A 19,037-nucleotide genomic window follows, 5' to 3' on the forward strand; every position below is an offset into this window, starting at 1 on the left:
CTCATTCCTTCTATTTAATTTTTTCAAGACCTTGTTCTAAGTCAGCTATTATATCTTCAACATTTTCAAGACCAACAGATAATCTTACTAAACCATCTGTAATTCCTGCTTTTAATCTTTCTTCTTTTGTGTAAGGAGAATGTGTCATTGAAGCAGGGTGTTGTATTAAAGTTTCTGTATCCCCTAAAGAAACAGCCAAAGAACACAATTTTAAATTATTTAATAAAGTTATTCCTGCTTCATATCCTCCTTTTAATTCAAATGAAATCATTCCACCAAAAGCTTTCATTTGTTTTTTAGCTATCTCATATCCAACATGTCCAGCTAATCCTGGATAATATACTTTATCTATTTTAGAATGTTTATCTAAAAATTCAGCTACTATTTGAGCATTTTTACAATGTCTTTCCATTCGTACTTCAAAAGTTTTCATTCCTCTAATTGCATAATAAGCATCTTGAGGTCCTAAAACAGAACCTGTCATATCTTTCAATCCAACAAAACGAATTTGAGTTGCAAGTTCTTTATTAGTTATAACTAAACCCGCTATTACATCTCCGTGTCCATTCAAATATTTCGTTACCGAATGAACTACAATATCGGCACCTAAAGTTAAAGGTTTTTGTATATAAGGTGTAGCAAAAGTATTATCTACAACAACTAAGGTATTTGGATTCTTATGTGCTATTTTACTAACTTCTTCTAAGTCAACTATTTTTAAATTAGGATTAGCAGGCGTTTCAAGGTAAACAACTCTTGTATTTTCTCTCATAGCTGCTTTTACTTCTTCTAAATTTGAAGTATCAACAAAAGTTACATCTATCCCAAATTTAGTTAAACCATGACTCATCAAAGCAAAAGTACAACCATAAAGTGTTTTATCAGTCACAATATGATCTCCAGCTTTTAAAACAGTCCATAATGTTGAAGCAATAGCTCCCATACCAGAACTAGTCGCTATAGCTGCTTCTCCTTCTTCGAGAGCTGCTATTTTTTCCTCTAAAACTGTTGTTGTCGGATTCCCTAATCTCGTATAAATATATCCTCCTTCTTCTAAAGCAAATCTTCTTCCACCTTGTTCTGCTGAATCAAAAATAAAAGTTGAAGTTTGATATACAGGTACTGCTAAAGTCCCATATAAATTCTTAACTGTTCCTGAATGTATAGCCACTGTCCCTAACCCTTTTTTTCTCATTTCCATAATCTAGTCCTCCTTATATAATAAAATTTGATATTTTAATTTTTTATATTATAATAATAGTATTAATAGTTTTAAATTTCAATATTTTATACTAAAAACTGTCATAGTACACTTTTATAAGGAGGATATTTCTATGAAAGATTCAATTATTAGAGAATCTGATATCTCTATTTCAACTCAACTTTATGATATTTTAAGGAAAACTATTATTGAAAAGAAATGGAAAGAAAATCAAAAATACTATTCTGTAAGACAATTATCTATAAGATATAACGTTAATCCAAATACTGTTTTAAAAGTAATACATATTTTAGAAGACGAAGGATATTTATATAGTGTGAAAGGTAAAGGTTGTTTTATAAAAAAAGGTTATAACAACGATATTAGTGTGAGAATGACACCCATTTTAAACACTTTTAAATTCGGGCAGTTTTCTAAAGAAACTGAAATTAATCTTTCAAATGGAGCACCCCCTAAGGAATTTTTTCCTATCAAAGATTATAATAAATTATTAAATGAAATTTTAAACGATAAAGAAAATATAAATTCTTTGATGGGTTATCAAAATATACAGGGCTTAGAAAGTTTAAGAGAAGTTTTAAGTGATTTCACAAAAAAATATGGAATTATTTCTGATAAAAATAATATGATTCTATGTTCTGGTACTCAAATGGCACTTCAACTTATTAGTACCTCTTTTGGAATAAATCCTAAAAAAACTATAGCATTATCTAATCCAACCTATCAAAATGCAATCTTTATATTAAAAAACTTTTGTGATATTGAGTATATAGACTTACAATATGATGGCTGGAATATGAAAGAGTTTGAAAATTTATTAAAAAATAAAAAAATAGATTTTGTTTATATTATGACAAATTTTCAAAATCCAACTGGAATTAGTTGGAGTTTTGTTAAAAAAAGACATTTATTGGCTCTTGCTGAAAAGTTTGATTTTTATATTATTGAAGATGAATGTTTTTCTGATTTTTTTTATTACTCTCAAAAAACTCCTCATTCTTTAAAAGCATTAGATAAAAATGATAGAGTTTTCTTTATTAAAACTTTTTCAAAAATTGTTATGCCAGGAATTTCTTTAGCTTTATTTATTCCACCTAAAAAATATATAGAAAACCTAAGCTTAAACAAATATTTTATTGAAACTACAACATCTGGAATAAATCAAAAATTTTTAGAATTTTTTATTAAAAGAGGGCTTTTAGACAAACACCTATCTAACCTTAGAAATGTTTTAAAAGAAAAAATGGATTTCACTTTAAACTTACTTCAAAATATTAAGCATATTGAAGTTATATTTGAGCCTAAAGGTGGCTTTTTTATTTGGCTCAAACTTGCACACTACATAGATAGTGAGAAATTTTATTATAAGTGTAAACTTCGTGGGCTTAGTATTCTTCCAAGCTTTGTTTTTAGCTCTACTACTAAAGAGTTGAAATCAAGAATAAGAATTAGTATAGTTTCGGCTTCTATGCAAGAAATTAAAAAAGGTGTTGAAATAATAGAAGATATTCTGAATCATTGTGAAAATTTAGATATGTAAATAAAGTCTCTGACGTCCGTATTAGTTCGAAGAGCCTGTATTCATTGAGCTCGTAGAACTCATACGGCTGTCAAGAGACTAATAAGCATTTAAATTTATACTTTCCTATAGAATAAATAAAATCCCCTGACAGTCCTATAAGTTTTTACAAGTCAAATAGATGTCAGGGATTAATTTTATTTATAAATTTATTTTATCTTTACTGCTGTTTCTAAAGCTAGTTCTATCATTTCTGAAAAACTTTTTTCTCTCTCTTCTGAAGTAGTAATTTCAGGACTAACTAAAGAATCAGATACAGTTAAAATTGATAAAGCTTTAGTCTTATATTTTGAAGCCAGTGTATAAAGTCCTGCCGTTTCCATTTCAACAGCTAACACTCCAAAATCTGCCCATTTTTTGTAATAATTTGGATCATCGTTATAAAATTCATCACTCGTTAATACATTTCCTGCTTTTATATTAATTTTTAACTCTTTTGAAGTTTCTAGTAATTTTTCGAACAGTTCAAAATTTGCTGTCGGTGAAAAATTTCCATTTGGAAATCTTCTATTATTTATATTTGAGTCTGTAGAAGCTGACATTGCAACAACAACATCTCTTATTTTAATTTCTTTTTGATATGAACCTGCTGAACCGACTCTAATTAAATTTTTTACACCATAGTCTTTCATTAACTCTGTAGCATAAATACTCATTGAAGGAATCCCCATTCCTGTACCTTGAACAGATATCCTTTTCCCTTTATATACTCCTGTAAATCCAAACATTCCTCTTATATCTGAATAACAAACTACATCTTCTAAATATTTTTCAGCTATCCATTTAGCTCTCTTTGGATCTCCAGGTAATAAAACAGTATCAACAATTTCTCCCATCTTAGCTGCAATATGAATACTCATAAACACTCTTCTCCTTATTTTTAGTTATCTCTAGTATATCCAAAAGAAGATAAAATTATTTCTTCTCGTTCTCTCATTATTTTCTTATCTTCTTCTTCTATATGATCATAGCCTAAAATATGTAATATTCCATGTGTTAAAACATAATAAAATTCTCTTTTAAATGAATGATTATATTCTTTAGCTTGTTCTTCTACCCTTTCAAGAGAAATAATAATATCTCCCAAAGTATCATAGGGTCCTATATTAAAATCTTCTGTTTCATGATAAGCAAAGGAAATTACATCAGTTGGGGCATCTTTTGATCTAAAATCTCTATTAATAACTTGTATTTTTTCATTATCTGTCAATAATAAAGATAAATAAAGTGGTCTATCTGACTCAATCTCTTCAATTTCTAATACTTTCTTTATATAGTTTTCTAAATAATCATTCGCATTTAATTCATCTATAAATTCATCAAATTTTTCATCTGATATATCACAACTAAAATCAACTACTAAATCCATTTTCTCCTCCATTTTTATTTTTGACCAGGGTATTTAATTCTTTCATGATATATAGCACTAAACGTCTTTAAGAAAGAATTTATTATAGTTTCAACTTCCTTAAATGTTATATTTGCATCTGAAAGCTGATTGTCACTAATTTTCGCATTAACAATTCTTCTAACCATTTCCTCAATCTTAACAGGATCTTTTACATCTAAAGATCTAACAGCAGCTTCTATCGAATCAGCCAAAAGAATTACAGCTGATTCCTTTGATTGAGGCTTTGGTCCAGAATATCTAAATTCTTCTTCAGGTATTTCAGGATTATCTTTCTTCACTTTATTATAAAAATAAGCAAGTAAAGTTGTTCCTTGGTGTTCAAACATAATATCTCTAATTTCTTTTGGAATTTTATATCTCTTAGCCATTTCAGCTCCCTCTCTAGTATGAGCTAAGATTATCATTTTACTCATAAAAGGAGAAATACTGTCATGTAAATTTGTCCCATTAGATTGATTTTCCACATAATATTGAGGTCTTTTTGTTTTTCCAATATCATGATAATAACAAGCAACTCTTGTAAATATAGCATCTCCTCCAATTTCAATAACTGCATTTTCAGATAAAGTTGCAACCATCATTGAATGTTGGAAAGTTCCCGGAGCTTCTATCGAAAGCTTTCTAAGTAACGGATGAGATAAATCTGCTAACTCTATAAGTCTAAAGACAGTTAATATATTAAATGTCTTTTCAAAATATGGTAAAAGAGCTATTGTTATCATTCCAGAAAACATTCCAGAAACAAACATTTTAATTGTATTTAAAGCCACTTCAAAACTTTCTTCAACTGAAAAGAAACTCAAAATTAAGTATAAAAGTATTTTTAAAATAGCTAATTGTATTCCAGTAGCAATTATTGAAGATCTAGTTCCCATATTTTTACTTAAAAAGCCTGTTGCAAGTATTGTAATTACTTCGACTGTAAAATACTTTAAATCATAATCTGTCATCGGTAATATATAAGCTAACATTATCATAGTTAAAAATATACTAAATCTAGGCCTAGTTATAAATAATAACAATAATAATATTGTATCAAAAGGCAATAAGTATATCATTGAGCTTGGAACTATTCTAAATAATAGTAAAGTGACTACTGTTAAAAGAAAACAGGCCCTATATTTATTTTTTTGTAGTATTTCTCTGCTATAAAATCTTAATGTAACTACATTAAATATACTTGAAATTACCAATAAAAATACTATATTTAGAAGAATTATAAATATACTCATTTTATAGTTATATATTCCTAATTTATCTAAAATATTTATTTTTCTTTCTGTTAAAACCTCTCCTGTTTTTGCTATTAATGTTCCAGCTTTTATTTCTATATACTGATCTTTTATTTGTGAAACTTTTTCACTTATTATATTTTTAGTTTTTTCTTCATCATAAATATAGTTTGGTACTAAAAAATTCTCTACAATCTCTTTTTCTAAACTATTTAACTCGTTTATTTCGGAATTTACAGGTTCATTTATTTTTATTGAGTTATTCTCTCTATATACTCCTTGTGAGTAAGCTTTTTTCAGTATTTTCCCAATTTTTTCAAATGTTTTATTGATTGTTTTTTCATCTTTTTCTAAAATTCTTTTTATTAATTTACTCGAAAGTGCTTTCCCTGTCTTTTTTTCAAAACTACCGTAATCAAAATTTTCTAACTTTCCCTTTTTTATAGCTATTATTTCTTTATCAAAATTTTCAAATTCTGTTAAATATATATCAGCTGCATCACTTGAATAAATATATTCTTTATCAAAATTATTTATCATATCCTGTATTATCTTATCTTTTGCAGCTTTATCTCTAAAAACAATAGTTTTAGATGAATATATATCCGATTTTACAACATCTCCAACCATATAGTTATTATTTCTAAATAATATTGGTATTTTTGAAGATATTGTTATCAAGAAAAATGCTAAAAGTAAGTAAAATACTTTTTCTTTGAGCAAATAACTATCGGAAAATTTTTCTTCTTCATTTTCTTCAGTTTTTTTTATATCCAAAGAAAATTTAAAGCCAAATAAAGTAAATTTTTTCATACTTTTCTCCTTACAACAAATCTAATATCTCTTTTTTCTCAAGTAATTTAATTTTTTTCATTGGAAGTGCTTTTATAAAGGATGAACCATATCTTTTTTTATAAATTCTACTATCCAATATAAATATATTTCCACTATCTGTTTTTTTTCTAATAAGACGTCCTACACCTTGTTTAAATTTTATAATAGCCTCTGGTAATTGAAAATCACTAAATGAATTTCCTCCATTTTCCTCTATTCTTCTACTAACAGCTGCAACTACGGGGTCTGTTGGAACTAAAAACGGAAGTTTAACTATAATTACATTACTTAAATTTTCCCCTTGAACATCTACTCCTTCCCAAAAAGAAGTAGTTCCAAATAAAACTGGGTTTTTCGCCTCTTTAAATTCCTTTATTATATGACTTCTTTGTTTTTCACCATGTAGAAATACTTCAAAACCTAATCTTTTTAAATTATTTTGTATTGAATAGTAAATAGCATTCAACATACTGTATGAAGTAAATAAAATGAATGCTTTCCCCTTTGTTTTTTTCAATATATCTAAAATAAACTTACTTCCATCATTAATAAATGCATTTATATTTTCTGAATCCAATATATCTGTTGGTATATAAACTGACATTTGTTCTTCATAATTAAAGGGAGAGTCTATAATTTTTTCTCTACATTTTTCTCCATTAAGCCCCAGAGAATTTTTAAAATATTTAAAACTTCCATCTGTTGCTAAAGTTGCTGAAGCAAAAACTAATCTATTTAAATTTTCATATAAAACAGAATTTAATTTTTTCGATATATTAAGAGGTGTTGCTGTTAAAACAACATTTGTTCTCTTAGCATTTATATCTAACCAATAAATGTAGTCCTTATCTTCAAAATTATTTATAAAATTAAAGTTCACAATATATTTTTCAAATATTTTTAAGTGATTATCAAAATTTGTAACTTCTGGATTTTTTTTATCATCAGAAATTATTTGAGAAAGTCTTTTCATTTTTTTATCCAACGAATAAATCTCTCTCAAAAACTCTTCTCTTTTCTCTCTTGTTTTTTCCAAAAATTTAGATTTATTAACTTCAAAATCATTTAAAGTTTTTCTTATTGGAGTATCGAAAGCATTATTTTCATAAGTTTTTTCAATTTCTGAAAAATAATCATCTGACAACTTGTGTAAATTTGAAATTTCTTCTTTTAAATCATTTAAAATTTTAATATACTCTTCACTATTTTCTTCAAGAAGAGACTCATCAAAAGTAGTTTCCAATTTTCTTAAAGCAGTCTGTTCTCTTTTTTTTGCATTCCTTTTATTATAAATTCTATTTAAAAGTCTTGAAAAAGATATCTTTGAAACTTCAACAGAGAAATAACTCCTTGCAACAGACTCTATATTATGAGCTTCGTCAAAAACTACCATATCATATTTAGGTAAAATTAGATATTCACTATCAAATTCTGTTTCTTCTCTAATATTTAAATCAGCAAAAAATATATGATGGTTTGAAATTAATACTTGAGCCTCCATTTTCTGTTCTCTTGTTTTTACAAAAAAACAACTTTTCCTATAAGGACATTTTTTCCCCACACATAACTCCGAAGTACTTTGTATTCTTTCCCATACTTCATAAGACACTTCGAATGGTAAATCTGCCTTATCTCCTGTTTTTGTTTTAGTTCCCCAATCTAATATATATTCTAACTGTTTTTTTTCTTCATCTGTTAAATTATCTATATCTATATTTTTTTTACTATTAATAGCCAATTCATTAAAAAGTCTTTTACAAAGATAATTACTCCTACCTTTTATTAGATAGTATTTAAAATCTTCTCCTATTACACTTTTTGCTAAAGGAATATCTTTATGTAGAAGTTGCTCTTGTAAATTAATAGTGTTTGTTGCTATTACAACTTTCCTATCATTTTCAATAGCCCATTTTATAGCAGGTATTAAATATGCCAAGGTTTTCCCTGTCCCTGTTCCTGCTTCTACAATGACTTTCTTATCATCATTTATACCTTCCTCTATAAATTTAGCCATTTCCTCTTGTTCTTTTCTGTATTCAAAATTTTTAATTTCTTCAACTAATTTCCCTTTTTTCGAAAAATAATTATCTATGTTTATTCTATTTAAATATTCTCTTTCTATATCTTGAACAAAATAAAAATCATCTAAATCTGAACTTAACAAACAATATCCTATATTTTTATTTATCAAATTTTCACATAGCTCTAGCTCTGCATCACTAGGATAAAGTTGTTGAGGTTTTGTAGTTCTTATTATTATCTCATTTTTTTTAATATTTTCTAAAATATTCTCAAAATTTTTTCTTTTATAAATTGATAAAAAAAATGGGTTATGGATAAGTTCTTCCTCATCTAAAGTTGCCTTTAAAAGAATAGATTTATCTTCATTTTCTTCTAAATATTTTTTTATTTCCAGCAAACTCTCCTCAGAAAATCTTTTTCTTATATCCATAACCATTCCCATCTTTCTAATTTCTGTAAAATTCTATTAATCCTTTGAGAAAAACTCTTATATATTTATCTCCACATTCCTTATAATTAGAATGTCCTTCTGATCTAAACAAAGCACTTAGTTCCCCATCAGATATTTCTACTCCACCTAAATGAAAAACCTTTTGCATATCATAACTCTTGAAAGATAATGCTATTCTTAATTTTCTAAGAATTATATTATTCAAATTATTTTTTGTTATTTTTACTTCTTGAACAGGTTTTCCATCTGTTTTTTCTCCTCTTTTAAATATTATTAATCCATCTAAAAAAGCCATTAAATTTGCATTGTTCAATTTTTTAAAACCTTCATCTATATTTTCTTTTTTTAAATAATCAAGCACTTCTTCAACAGATAAATTAACTTTACCTAACTTAAATATTTGAACCATAGTTTTATCTTTTAAATTTAAAGCATATCTCAATCTTCTCAAAAAGTCATTATTTGTCATTTTTCCTCTTTTCTTAAATTAATATAATTTTATTAATTCTTTTATTTTAGATATAACTTCAGTTTCTGATATTTCAAAAACTTCATTTGTCTTTCTTACCTTTACTTCAACAATTCCTTCATCAGCTCTTTTTCCAACTACAACTTTGAAAGGAAATCCAATTAAATCAGCATCTTTAAATTTAAAACCTGGTTTTTCATCTCTATCATCTATCATAGTATCTATATTTTCATTTTGTAAATCAGTATAAATTTTTTCAGCTAATTTTATTTGAGCTTCATTTTTTACATTCACCGGAATCACATCAACAATATATGGTGCTATTGATACAGGCCATATAATCCCATTTTCATCATAGTTTTGCTCTATTGCTGCTGCCATAGTTCTAGTAACTCCTATTCCATAGCACCCCATCAACATAACTTGAGTTTGTCCTTTTTCATCAAGATATGTTGCATTCATAGCCTTAGAATATTTATCACCAAGTTTAAATATTTGTCCACATTCAATCCCTCTAGCTGAATGAAGTTTTCCACCTGTAATACAATTTTCCCCAGCTTTTGCTGTTCTTATATCATCAATTATATCTGCTTTATAATCTCTTCCATAATTTACATTAGAATAGTGATAGTCTTTTTGATGAGAACCAACTATCTGATTTGAAACTTCAGGAACTGATAAGTCTGCAACTATTTTTACTTCAGTAGGTAGTTTGTATGGCCCAATATATCCTTTTTTCAATCCTAATTTTTCTATTTCTTCATCAGTTGCCATTTCTACTTCTACTGCTTTTAAAATATTTTTTAATTTTACTTCGTTTACTTCAAAGTCTCCTCTTATAAGAACCATATAAATTTCATCTGTTCCCATATCTTTATACATTAGAGCTTTTACAGTCTTATTCATAGGTACATTTAAATATTTTGCAAGTGCTTCTATTGTTGGACAATCTGGTGTATGAACAAGTTCAACTTCTTTTGGTTCTTCTTTTGGAGGATTTATAAGTTCACTTACAGCTTTTTCAACATTTGCTGCATAGTCTGAACCATCTGAATAAATAATTTCATCTTCTCCTGATTCAGCTAACACTTGAAACTCTTGTGAACCGCTTCCACCTATATTTCCTGTATCTGCATCAACAGGTCTAAATGTTAGCCCACATCTTGTAAAAATTCTTGAATAAGCATCTCTCATATTCAAAAATTCTTCGTCCAATGATTCTTGAGAAGTATGGAAAGAATAAGCATCTTTCATTGTAAACTCTCTACCTCTCATAAGTCCAAATCTAGGTCTTCTTTCATCTCTAAATTTTGTTTGAATATGATATAAATTAATAGGAAGTGATTTATAAGAAGAAATATCACTTCTTATTATTGCTGTTATCATTTCTTCTTGTGTTGGAGATAAAACAAAATCTCTTTCGTGTCTATCTTTTAATCTTAACATTTCAGGACCCATTATATTCCATCTTCCACTTTCTTGCCAAAGTTCAGCCGGTTGAACAACTGGCATTAAAAGTTCTTGAGCTCCTGCTCTATCCATTTCTTCACGAACAATATTTTCTATTTTTCTAATTGTTCTATATCCTAATGGTAAATATGCATAAATACCACTTGCTAATTTTTTTATCATTCCAGCTCTTAACATCAACTTATGACTAACTATTTCAGCTTCCTTAGGTGTTTCTTTCAAAGTCTTTATATACGCTTTACTGAATCTCATTTTTTCCTCCACTTTTTTCAATAAAATCCTTTATTATTCCTTAGAATTTTATCACAATTTACATTTTTTTTCTAGTTTATCAATTCAAATATTTTTTACTTTACTTTATTTCAAAAATGTCATCTCCTAAAATTATTTCATTGTCATCTGTTAAGATAGCTGGAATACATACATATCCTAATCTCTTCATTTCCTCAAATTCTTTTCTATTATCTCTTAAATAAAGAAATTCTTTTAAATTTCTTATACTTGCTGTAATATCTATAAATTCATATTTGTAATTTATTTTTTCAAAATACTCCTTCGCTTCAACACAATCTGGACAAAGCATAGTTCCATACATTTTTAACATACATACCTTCCTTTTTTTCTGAATCTCTCACGACTAAATAAAGCGTTCTGGCATAATTCATAAAATTATACTCTATACTCATATAACAGAGTAAAAAGCAACCTCATTAGCGAAATCCATTCTAGCTTTTCCTATAGCTCTTAGATGCTCTAAATTTGCTAGTGCTTCTCCTGTTGCAAACCATTTTTGATTATTAGGAAACTCATCAAAATTATTTGCTCTATAATCCCAATGCATTTTTCTAGCAATATCAACAGCCGTAAACTTCTCTCCATCTTTTAACAAATTATAGACTTCTTCGTTCCTATCTGCATAATGTTTTTTTAACTCATCTATTCTAGTTTTTGGATTATCTATTATTCCTCTATGAGCTGAGTAGATAACATCTACCTCCATATTATAAACTTTATCTAAATTTTTAAGATAAGTCCCCAAAATATCTTCATATTTAAATTCCCAAAAACTTATATTAGGAGTTATTTTATTCAAAATATGATCTCCAGAAAATAAAATTTTATGTTGTTTATCATAAATACCAACTTGTCCAGGAGTATGACCACTCAAATCAATAACCTCAAACTTATAATCTCCAAAATCTATAATATCTCCATCTTTAACAATTGTAGTATCTAATTTCCCTTTTACACAATATACAAGCCCCGGATGAGTTTCAAAAAATTTAAAATCAGGCTCTATTCCCATAACTTTTAAAGTGGGAACAAATCTATCAGCATATAGCTCGTGTTTCATTTGGTTAATATAATCTGTATCTATTTGACTACAATAAACTTTTCCTTGATATTTATTTTTAAATTTTAGAGCAAGTCCTGAATGATCAGCATGTAAATGAGTTAAAAACATATCTGTTTTCCCAATTTTTGCTCCTAATTCTTCTAAAGCTTCAAAGAATATTTTTTCACTTTCTTCATGGTCAAAACCACTATCGATGACTAAAATATTATCTCCATTTTTTATAAAATAGCAATTTAATGCTCTTAAAGGATTTTTTGGTAACGGTACTTCAACTAAAAATATATTTTTTTGAATTTCATTTAGCATATTTACACCTCTTTCAATAAAAATCTTTTATTCATATTATACAATAAAATAGCTTTTTTAGATATTATAAAAATATTAATATTTTATTTTAGAGTATTTTATTTAAAAATAGGGGCTAGAATGTGGATATTTTATGGATAAAATTCAGAGAGATATGGATGAAATTTCGATAGAGCCTAACACTTGGGATTTACATTCGTCTAATGTAACAGTCTTTTTATTTGGTGGGCAATAGTAAGTGGAATAATAATAGGAGTCTCTTTTGTTTTTTATTCATATAACTTACAAAAAGTTAAAAACGGTAATCTTTTAGGAATAGTTGCTCTTATAAATATTATTTCAGCAGTATTTTACGGATTTCTTTTATTATTTAGATACAGCTCTCCTCGTTACAGAGATTGTTTTTTCATTCAACTTTTCAAAAAATAAAAAAAATCTCCGACGTCCGTATTAGTTCGAAGATCCTGTATTTATTAAGCTCGTAGAACTCATACGGCTGTCAAGAGACTTTATTTTACTATTTAACTTTATACTTTCCTATAAAGCAAAAAAGCCTTCAACTTTTTGCATGTTCGGGCTTTTTTGTAGAAATTAAAGTATAAAGTATACATTGATATTAATTAGTATTATTATGTTTTTAATTATCATTATAATGCCCTTTGCACTGTAAGATAATTATAAAATCATTTTCTAACTTATAAACTAATCTATCTTTGTCGTTGATTCTTCTACTATATAGTCCACTAAGATTATTAGTTAGTTTTTCAGGCTTACCTATTCCATTCAATACACCATTTCTTTCAATATCTTTTATTAGTTCATTTATTTTCTTTAATGTCTTTTTATCTTGACTTTGAAAATATAAATATTCTTCCCAAGCTTGAATAGAAAAACTAATTTTCATTACTCCATAGACTCCAATTCTTCTATAGTTTTCATAATAACTTTACCATCTTTTACTTCATCTATTGAGTTTTGTAAGGCTTTTATATTTTCACTTGAATAGAAAGGGTCTATTGATACATTAAAAGGGATTCTCTTTTCTCTTGTTAATTTCTTGGCAAATATAGTAAATGCAGTTGTTATATTAATACCTAAGTCATTACAAACAATTTCCATTTCTTTTTTCAAATCTTCATCCATTCTAATATTTATTAATTTCATCGACATTTTAAAACCTCCTTTATTATCTTTATATTGTATATATTATATCTTTATATTTGAAAAAGTCAAGTTTAAAAAATAAAGTCTCTGACGTCCGTATTAGTTCGAAGAGCCTGTGTTCATTGAGCTCGTAGAACTCATACGGCTGTCAAGAGACTAATTTTCTTTATTTATTATTATACTTTCCTATAGAATAAAAAAGCTGTTGTATTTCTACAACAGCTAAAATTCTCTAATAATATTATTATTTAACTATAACTATATTAGAAGCTTGAGGTCCTTTTTGTCCTTCAGTTATATCAAACTCAACTTCTTGACCTTCAAACAATTCTTTGAATCCTTCTTTTTGAATTTGTGAAAAGTGTGCAAAAACATCTTTTCCATCTTCACCAGTAATAAATCCAAACCCTTTTTCTTTGTTAAACCATTTAACAGTACCTTTCATTTTGTAAACCTCCATAAAAATAAATATGATTAAAAATAAATAACTAACATAAATGAATATATCTATAAAAGCATATAGAAATTTAATATTAGAAAAAGGAACTAAAAAGAATCACTTATCACAATATTAAAAGAATAATTCAATCTAAAAAGTTATATATCTTACCTTGACATATTATACTATAAAATTTCATAGATGTATACTATTTTTTTAATTTTTTTTTAAATTTTAAACAATTTATTTAAAAAATAAAAATCTTAAGTGAAAATTTAATGACTAAATATAACATTTTATGTTTTTTAGACTTTTTTATAGATTAAAAATAATTTTTAAAATAATAATTGAACTAAAAATAATCATTTTTGCCTTATTTTTATTAAAAATCATAAGAAAATAAAAAACTGTATTGTTTTTTTTACAAAAAAGTGTAATATATAAATAGTTAAGAAATTATATTAATTAAGTATATAAAAAAAAGTCTCTGACGTCCGTATTAGTTCGAAGAGCCTGTGTTTATTGAGCTCGTAGAACTCATACGGCTGTCAAGAGACTAATTTTTATATTAAATTTATACTTTCTTAGAGAATAAAAAAAAGGAGAGATTGTAATGAAAATAGTTGTAGTAGGAGCAAACCATGCTGGAACAGCTTGTATCAACACAATGCTTGATAATTATCAAGGAAATGAAGTAGTTGTATTCGACCAAAATTCTAATATTAGTTTTTTAGGTTGTGGAATGGCATTATGGATAGGACATCAAATTGCAGGTTCTGAAGGTCTTTTTTATTCATCAAAAGAAAAATTAGAAGCTAAAGGTGCTAAAATTCATATGGAAACTGGAGTTACTAATATTGACTTTGATAATAAAATTGTATATGCTACTGGAAAAAATGGAGAAAAATACGAAGAAAAATATGACAAACTAATCTTATCAACTGGTTCTTTACCTATGAATTTACCAATTGTTGGAAAAGAATTAGAAAATGTACAATATGTAAAACTTTTCCAAAATGCACAAGAAGTTATAGATAAGTTAGATTCTAACAAAAATATTCAAAAAGTAGCTGTTGTTGGAGCTGGATACATCGGAGTTGAGCTTGCAGAAGCATTTAAAAGATGGGGAAAAGAAGTTTATTTAATAGATGCTGCTAAAGGTTGTCTATCTGTTTATTACGATAAAATATTTAGAGATCAAATGGATGCACAATTAAAAAATCATGGAATTAACCTTGAATATGATCAATTAGTAAAAGAAATTCAAGGAAATGGTAAAGTTGAAAAAATTATAACTAATAAGGGAGAATTACCAGTAGATATGGTTATTTTATGTGCTGGATTCAGACCTAATACAGATTTAGGAAAAGATAAAATAACTTTATTTAAAAATGGAGCCTATGTGGTAGATAAAACTCAAAAAACTAATTTAGATGATGTTTATGCTATTGGAGATTGTGCTACTGTTTTTGATAATTCAATCAATGATGTAAACTATATTGCTCTTGCAACTAATGCAGTTAGATCTGGAATTATTGCTGCTCATAATGTATGTGGAACTAAAATAGAAAGTGTTGGTGTTCAAGGTTCTAATGGTATTTCTATATTTGGATTAAATATGGTTTCTACTGGTCTTACTTTAGAAAAAGCTGAAAAATTAGGAATAGAAGCATTAGAAACTACTTTCCATGACTTACAAAAACCAGAATTTATGGAACACAATAACGAAGAGGTTTATATAAGAATCGTATATAGAAAAGATAACAGAAAAATAATAGGAGCTCAAATGTCTTCTAAATATGATATTTCTATGGCTATGCATGTATTCTCTTTAGCTATACAAGAAGGTGTAACTATTGACAAATTTAAACTATTAGATATATTATTCTTACCTCATTTTAATAAACCATACAACTATATAACTATGGCTGCTCTTGGAGCTAAATAGAAAGCACAAAAATAAATATAAAAATTAGTCCCTGATTTCCATTATCTATGTTATAATTTCATAGAATATGTATTAAGGGACTTTATTATTTATTTAACTTGTTTTTTTGAGCTTATAAACCTATACAGCTCTCAGTGTTTTTATTAAATTTGAAAGGAGAACTATGGAAAATAACTTACAAAAAAAATTTTACACAAAAAAAACTTCCCCAATTATGAAAAAAATTATATTCTTATTTATTTTTTCACTTTTATTACAAATACCTTTATCGTTTATTGGAAGTTTAATTTTTGATAGAGGTGATTTATATAATAAAACTGTAATTAGCATTGGTAATGAATGGGGAAAAAATCAAAAAATTATAGCTCCTGTAATTACTATTTCATATACAGATACAGGTATAGATAATGAAAAAGATATCATTAATTCAAAAACTCTTGCAGTGGTTCCAGTTGAAAAGAAATTTGTAATACTTCCTGATGAGCTTAATGCAATTATTAAAATAAAAGATGAAATAAGACAAAGAGGAATATATAATGCCACTGTCTATAATGCAAATATGAAATTAAAAGGTTTTTTTTCGCCTAAAGATTTTCCAAAAAACAAAAAAATTAAATCTTATTTATCTATTGGATTATCAGACACTAAAGCTCTTATAAAAATCAATAAATTAAAAATAGGAAATTTAGAAAAAGATTTAGATGCTATGTCTGGAACTATGGCTGTTCCTTTAATCACTAATGGAATATCTGCCGAACTTAAATTAGATTTTAATAAAATTTTAGAAGAAGAAAAAATTCCTTTTGAAATTGATATAGACTTTAGAGGAAGTAAGGATATTTCAATATTACCTCTTGGAAAGAAAAACAATATCGAAATTAGTTCAAATTGGAAATCTCCAAGTTTTTCAGGCATCTTACCAAGTGAAAAAAATATCAATAATAACGGTTTTTCAGCTAAATGGGAGGTTTCAAATTTAGTTAGAAATTATCCTCAAATTATAGATATAAACGAAGATAAATACGATGATTTCTATTACGATGATTCCTATTACGATGATTCCTATTACGATGATTCCTATTACGATGATTCCTATGATGAAAATAACTCTAATAATGAAAATACTGTTATAAAAACTGGATTATTTGATTCTATAACAGATTATACTCAAATCACTAGAGCAAGTAAATACGGAATCTTGTTTATTATGATGAGTTTGGTCATAGTTTATATATTTGAAGTAATTAGCAGAAGATTTACTCACTATGTACAATACCTAATTGTAGGACTATCTCTTATTATTTTTTACCTACTATTACTATCTTTATCAGAGCATATAGGCTTTGAATGGGCTTATTTAATTTCCTCATTAGCTATAGTTATTCCAAACTCCTTATATATAATGAGTCTAACTTCAAATAAAAAACTTGGAATCGGAATGTTCTTTTTCTTAAGTGGTATTTATGCAATATTATTTTCTATCTTAAGAATGGAGCAATATGCTTTACTAACTGGAAGTCTATTGATACTTACTGTACTTTATGTTGTTATGTACCTAACAAAAAACACTGAAATTTTTGAAAGACTTGAAAATAGAGAAAAATAAAAAAAAGTCTCTGACGTCCGTATTAGTTCGAAGAGCCTATGTTTATTGAGCTCGTAGAACTCATACGGCTGTCAAGAGACTAACTTAGTTATTTAATTTTATACTTTCCTTATAAATAAAATAGGACTATTGCAATTTTTATTACAATAGTCCTTCTTTTTCTTTGAATTCAAATCTTAGTTATTAGAAGAACATTCCTCCAATAAATCCTCCAATAAGAAGAGGTATATTATAGTGTATAAATGTAGGAACACAAGTATCCATTATATGATCATGTTGACCATCGGCATTAAGCCCAGATGTTGGTCCTAATGTTGAATCTGATGCAGGTGATCCAGCATCTCCTAATGCTGCTGCTGCTGCAAGAACTATTACTGATCCTTCTACTGATAGCCCTAATTTTATACATAAAGGAATATATATAGCAGCAACAACTGGAATAGTTCCAAAAGAAGTTCCAATTCCCATAGTTATTAACAATCCTATTAACAACATTACAGCAACTCCTATAGCTTTGCTTCCTCCTATCATATCATGTATACTCAATACTAATGAATCAACAGCTCCAGTTTCTCTAATTATATTTCCATAACCAGCAGCAACTAGCATGATGAAAGCTATTAGCCCCATAAGTCCTACTCCACCATTGATATATTCATCAATATCTTTCCATTTTATAGTTCTAAATATAAACATTGCAGCTAAAGCAGCTATTGCTCCTAAAGGTAAAGAACCTGTTAATAATTGAATAATAAATGCAAGTGCAGCAGCAACTAATGTTAACCAATGTTTAGTTTCCATTTCAGTAGCTTCTACTTCTTCCATACCTTTTAGAGGTAAATCTTTATATTCTCTACTTCTTGTGTAAGAAACAAAAATTGCTAATAATAAACCAATAATCATAAATAAACCTAAAAACCATGTAGATTTCCATACATCAGTTTTTGCTATTTCCATACCATTTTTACTCATTTCTGCTGAAAGAATACCATGGAAAATTAATCCAAACCCAACTGGTAATGCTATATATGGTGCTTTTAACCCAAATGTTAAAGAACAAGCCATAGCTCTTCTATCCAATTTCAAAGAGTTCATTAATTTTAATAAAGGTGGAATTAATATAGGAATAAATGCTATATGAACCGGTATTAAATTTTGTGAAAAACAAGAAAATACAGCTATAACTATAAGTAATATTTTCTTTTTACCATCAACTAATGAAGCTATCTTTCTAGATACTATAGTAGCAACTCCTGTACTATTAATAGCAACAGCTAGTGTTCCTAACAGTATATAACTCAAAGCTGTTTCAGCATTTCCTCCCATACCATTTATTAGATTTCCCATTATGTCTCCAACAGGCATTCCTGCTGTGAAACCAGCAACTAAAGCAGATACAACTAAAGCCAAAAGAACATTTAATTTTAATAAGCATAAAATAGTCATAACAATGACTGATATAACAACTGGATTTAATAAAATCATAGACTTACCTCCACATATTTAAAAATACACTTTAGATAATTT

General features: G+C 27.1%; 16 protein-coding genes and 1 pseudogene. 4 read left to right on the forward strand and 13 right to left on the reverse strand.

Annotated features, from left to right (window positions below; translation table 11 throughout):
• Nucleotides 1-10: 10 nt before the first annotated feature.
• Nucleotides 11-1,201 (reverse strand): methionine gamma-lyase, encoded by a 1,191-nt coding sequence (gene megL, locus BQ2505_RS00625; protein ID WP_074015903.1) that lies wholly within the window; start codon nucleotides 1,199-1,201, stop codon nucleotides 11-13.
• A 133-nt stretch (nucleotides 1,202-1,334) separates the two neighbouring features.
• On the opposite strand from megL, the gene BQ2505_RS00630 reads away from it, so the two are divergent.
• Entirely contained in the window at nucleotides 1,335-2,762 is a 1,428-nt protein-coding gene (locus tag BQ2505_RS00630; protein ID WP_074015904.1) for an aminotransferase-like domain-containing protein, read from the forward strand.
• Nucleotides 2,763-2,950: 188 nt separating this feature from the next.
• On the opposite strand, the gene deoD is transcribed toward BQ2505_RS00630, so the two are convergent.
• The 8 genes from deoD to BQ2505_RS00670 all read right to left on the reverse strand — a co-directional run bounded on the left by deoD (nucleotide 2,951) and on the right by BQ2505_RS00670 (nucleotide 12,353).
• On the reverse strand, nucleotides 2,951-3,661 hold the full coding sequence (gene deoD, locus BQ2505_RS00635) for a purine-nucleoside phosphorylase (protein WP_074015905.1): 711 nt from the start codon (nucleotides 3,659-3,661) through the stop codon (nucleotides 2,951-2,953).
• A 20-nt stretch (nucleotides 3,662-3,681) separates the two neighbouring features.
• Nucleotides 3,682-4,170, reverse strand: coding sequence for an rRNA maturation RNase YbeY (gene ybeY / locus BQ2505_RS00640; protein ID WP_074015906.1), 489 nt, complete (start codon nucleotides 4,168-4,170; stop codon nucleotides 3,682-3,684).
• 14 nt (nucleotides 4,171-4,184) lie between these two features.
• Nucleotides 4,185-6,257: an HD family phosphohydrolase gene (locus tag BQ2505_RS00645; protein WP_074015907.1), complete on the reverse strand. Its 2,073-nt coding sequence runs from the start codon at nucleotides 6,255-6,257 to the stop codon at nucleotides 4,185-4,187.
• 10 nt (nucleotides 6,258-6,267) lie between these two features.
• Nucleotides 6,268-8,730: an ATP-dependent DNA helicase gene (locus BQ2505_RS00650; RefSeq protein ID WP_074015989.1), complete on the reverse strand. Its 2,463-nt coding sequence runs from the start codon at nucleotides 8,728-8,730 to the stop codon at nucleotides 6,268-6,270.
• Between the two features lie 16 nt (nucleotides 8,731-8,746).
• Complete coding sequence (locus tag BQ2505_RS00655) at nucleotides 8,747-9,220, reverse strand: YehS family protein (protein WP_074015908.1); 474 nt, start codon at nucleotides 9,218-9,220, stop codon at nucleotides 8,747-8,749.
• An 18-nt stretch (nucleotides 9,221-9,238) separates the two neighbouring features.
• Entirely contained in the window at nucleotides 9,239-10,942 is a 1,704-nt protein-coding gene (locus tag BQ2505_RS00660) for a proline--tRNA ligase (protein WP_074015909.1), read from the reverse strand.
• A gap of 100 nt (nucleotides 10,943-11,042) precedes the next feature.
• Nucleotides 11,043-11,294 carry a glutaredoxin domain-containing protein gene (locus BQ2505_RS00665; protein WP_074015910.1) on the reverse strand — a complete coding sequence of 84 codons (252 nt, stop codon included), beginning with the start codon at nucleotides 11,292-11,294 and terminating at the stop codon, nucleotides 11,043-11,045.
• Nucleotides 11,295-11,372: 78 nt separating this feature from the next.
• The gene (locus tag BQ2505_RS00670) at nucleotides 11,373-12,353 is read right to left on the reverse strand and encodes an MBL fold metallo-hydrolase (RefSeq protein WP_074015911.1); all 981 of its coding nucleotides are present in this window, start codon (nucleotides 12,351-12,353) and stop codon (nucleotides 11,373-11,375) included.
• A 222-nt stretch (nucleotides 12,354-12,575) separates the two neighbouring features.
• Between BQ2505_RS00670 and BQ2505_RS09020 the strand changes: the two are divergent.
• Nucleotides 12,576-12,740: pseudogene (locus BQ2505_RS09020) on the forward strand (EamA/RhaT family transporter); the annotation flags it as partial.
• Nucleotides 12,741-12,990: 250 nt separating this feature from the next.
• On the opposite strand, the gene BQ2505_RS00680 reads toward BQ2505_RS09020, so the two are convergent.
• The 3 genes from BQ2505_RS00680 to BQ2505_RS00690 form a co-directional block, all read right to left on the reverse strand.
• Complete coding sequence (locus tag BQ2505_RS00680; RefSeq protein ID WP_074015912.1) at nucleotides 12,991-13,257, reverse strand: Txe/YoeB family addiction module toxin; 267 nt, start codon at nucleotides 13,255-13,257, stop codon at nucleotides 12,991-12,993.
• Nucleotides 13,257-13,523 carry a type II toxin-antitoxin system RelB/DinJ family antitoxin gene (locus tag BQ2505_RS00685; RefSeq protein ID WP_074015913.1) on the reverse strand — a complete coding sequence of 89 codons (267 nt, stop codon included), beginning with the start codon at nucleotides 13,521-13,523 and terminating at the stop codon, nucleotides 13,257-13,259. The genes BQ2505_RS00680 and BQ2505_RS00685 overlap by 1 nt, the downstream gene beginning before the upstream one ends.
• Nucleotides 13,524-13,761: 238 nt before the next feature.
• On the reverse strand, nucleotides 13,762-13,962 hold the full coding sequence (locus tag BQ2505_RS00690) for a cold shock domain-containing protein (protein ID WP_074015914.1): 201 nt from the start codon (nucleotides 13,960-13,962) through the stop codon (nucleotides 13,762-13,764).
• A gap of 607 nt (nucleotides 13,963-14,569) precedes the next feature.
• Here BQ2505_RS00690 and nox point away from each other — a divergent pair.
• Nucleotides 14,570-15,904 carry a H2O-forming NADH oxidase gene (nox, locus tag BQ2505_RS00695; RefSeq protein WP_074015915.1) on the forward strand — a complete coding sequence of 445 codons (1,335 nt, stop codon included), beginning with the start codon at nucleotides 14,570-14,572 and terminating at the stop codon, nucleotides 15,902-15,904.
• 163 nt (nucleotides 15,905-16,067) lie between these two features.
• A complete protein-coding gene (gene creD / locus BQ2505_RS00700; RefSeq protein ID WP_074015916.1) occupies nucleotides 16,068-17,510 on the forward strand; it encodes a cell envelope integrity protein CreD in 1,443 nt (480 codons plus the stop codon).
• Nucleotides 17,511-17,693: 183 nt separating this feature from the next.
• Here the strand turns inward: creD and BQ2505_RS00705 are convergent, their stop codons facing one another.
• Nucleotides 17,694-18,995 (reverse strand): Na+/H+ antiporter family protein, encoded by a 1,302-nt coding sequence (locus tag BQ2505_RS00705; RefSeq protein WP_074015917.1) that lies wholly within the window; start codon nucleotides 18,993-18,995, stop codon nucleotides 17,694-17,696.
• Nucleotides 18,996-19,037 lie beyond the last annotated feature (42 nt).

This window comes from Fusobacterium massiliense, from assembly GCF_900095705.1.
Classification (GTDB): Bacteria; Fusobacteriota; Fusobacteriia; order Fusobacteriales; family Fusobacteriaceae; genus Fusobacterium; species Fusobacterium massiliense.

What these genes read in the sequence shown, in the direction of transcription:
- BQ2505_RS00705 (WP_074015917.1), bottom strand. Translation starts at nt 18,995, where the DNA reads ATGATTTTATTAAATCCAGTTGTTATATCAGTCATTGTTATGACTATT.
- BQ2505_RS00685 (WP_074015913.1), bottom strand. Translation starts at nt 13,523, where the DNA reads ATGTCGATGAAATTAATAAATATTAGAATGGATGAAGATTTGAAAAAA.
- BQ2505_RS00655 (WP_074015908.1), bottom strand. Translation starts at nt 9,220, where the DNA reads ATGACAAATAATGACTTTTTGAGAAGATTGAGATATGCTTTAAATTTA.
- nox (WP_074015915.1), top strand. Translation starts at nt 14,570, where the DNA reads ATGAAAATAGTTGTAGTAGGAGCAAACCATGCTGGAACAGCTTGTATC.
- BQ2505_RS00630 (WP_074015904.1), top strand. Translation starts at nt 1,335, where the DNA reads ATGAAAGATTCAATTATTAGAGAATCTGATATCTCTATTTCAACTCAA.
- BQ2505_RS00690 (WP_074015914.1), bottom strand. Translation starts at nt 13,962, where the DNA reads ATGAAAGGTACTGTTAAATGGTTTAACAAAGAAAAAGGGTTTGGATTT.
- BQ2505_RS00680 (WP_074015912.1), bottom strand. Translation starts at nt 13,257, where the DNA reads ATGAAAATTAGTTTTTCTATTCAAGCTTGGGAAGAATATTTATATTTT.
- BQ2505_RS00665 (WP_074015910.1), bottom strand. Translation starts at nt 11,294, where the DNA reads ATGTTAAAAATGTATGGAACTATGCTTTGTCCAGATTGTGTTGAAGCG.
- deoD (WP_074015905.1), bottom strand. Translation starts at nt 3,661, where the DNA reads ATGAGTATTCATATTGCAGCTAAGATGGGAGAAATTGTTGATACTGTT.
- BQ2505_RS00670 (WP_074015911.1), bottom strand. Translation starts at nt 12,353, where the DNA reads ATGCTAAATGAAATTCAAAAAAATATATTTTTAGTTGAAGTACCGTTA.
- megL (WP_074015903.1), bottom strand. Translation starts at nt 1,201, where the DNA reads ATGGAAATGAGAAAAAAAGGGTTAGGGACAGTGGCTATACATTCAGGA.
- BQ2505_RS00645 (WP_074015907.1), bottom strand. Translation starts at nt 6,257, where the DNA reads ATGAAAAAATTTACTTTATTTGGCTTTAAATTTTCTTTGGATATAAAA.
- ybeY (WP_074015906.1), bottom strand. Translation starts at nt 4,170, where the DNA reads ATGGATTTAGTAGTTGATTTTAGTTGTGATATATCAGATGAAAAATTT.
- BQ2505_RS00660 (WP_074015909.1), bottom strand. Translation starts at nt 10,942, where the DNA reads ATGAGATTCAGTAAAGCGTATATAAAGACTTTGAAAGAAACACCTAAG.
- creD (WP_074015916.1), top strand. Translation starts at nt 16,068, where the DNA reads ATGGAAAATAACTTACAAAAAAAATTTTACACAAAAAAAACTTCCCCA.
- BQ2505_RS00650 (WP_074015989.1), bottom strand. Translation starts at nt 8,730, where the DNA reads ATGGATATAAGAAAAAGATTTTCTGAGGAGAGTTTGCTGGAAATAAAA.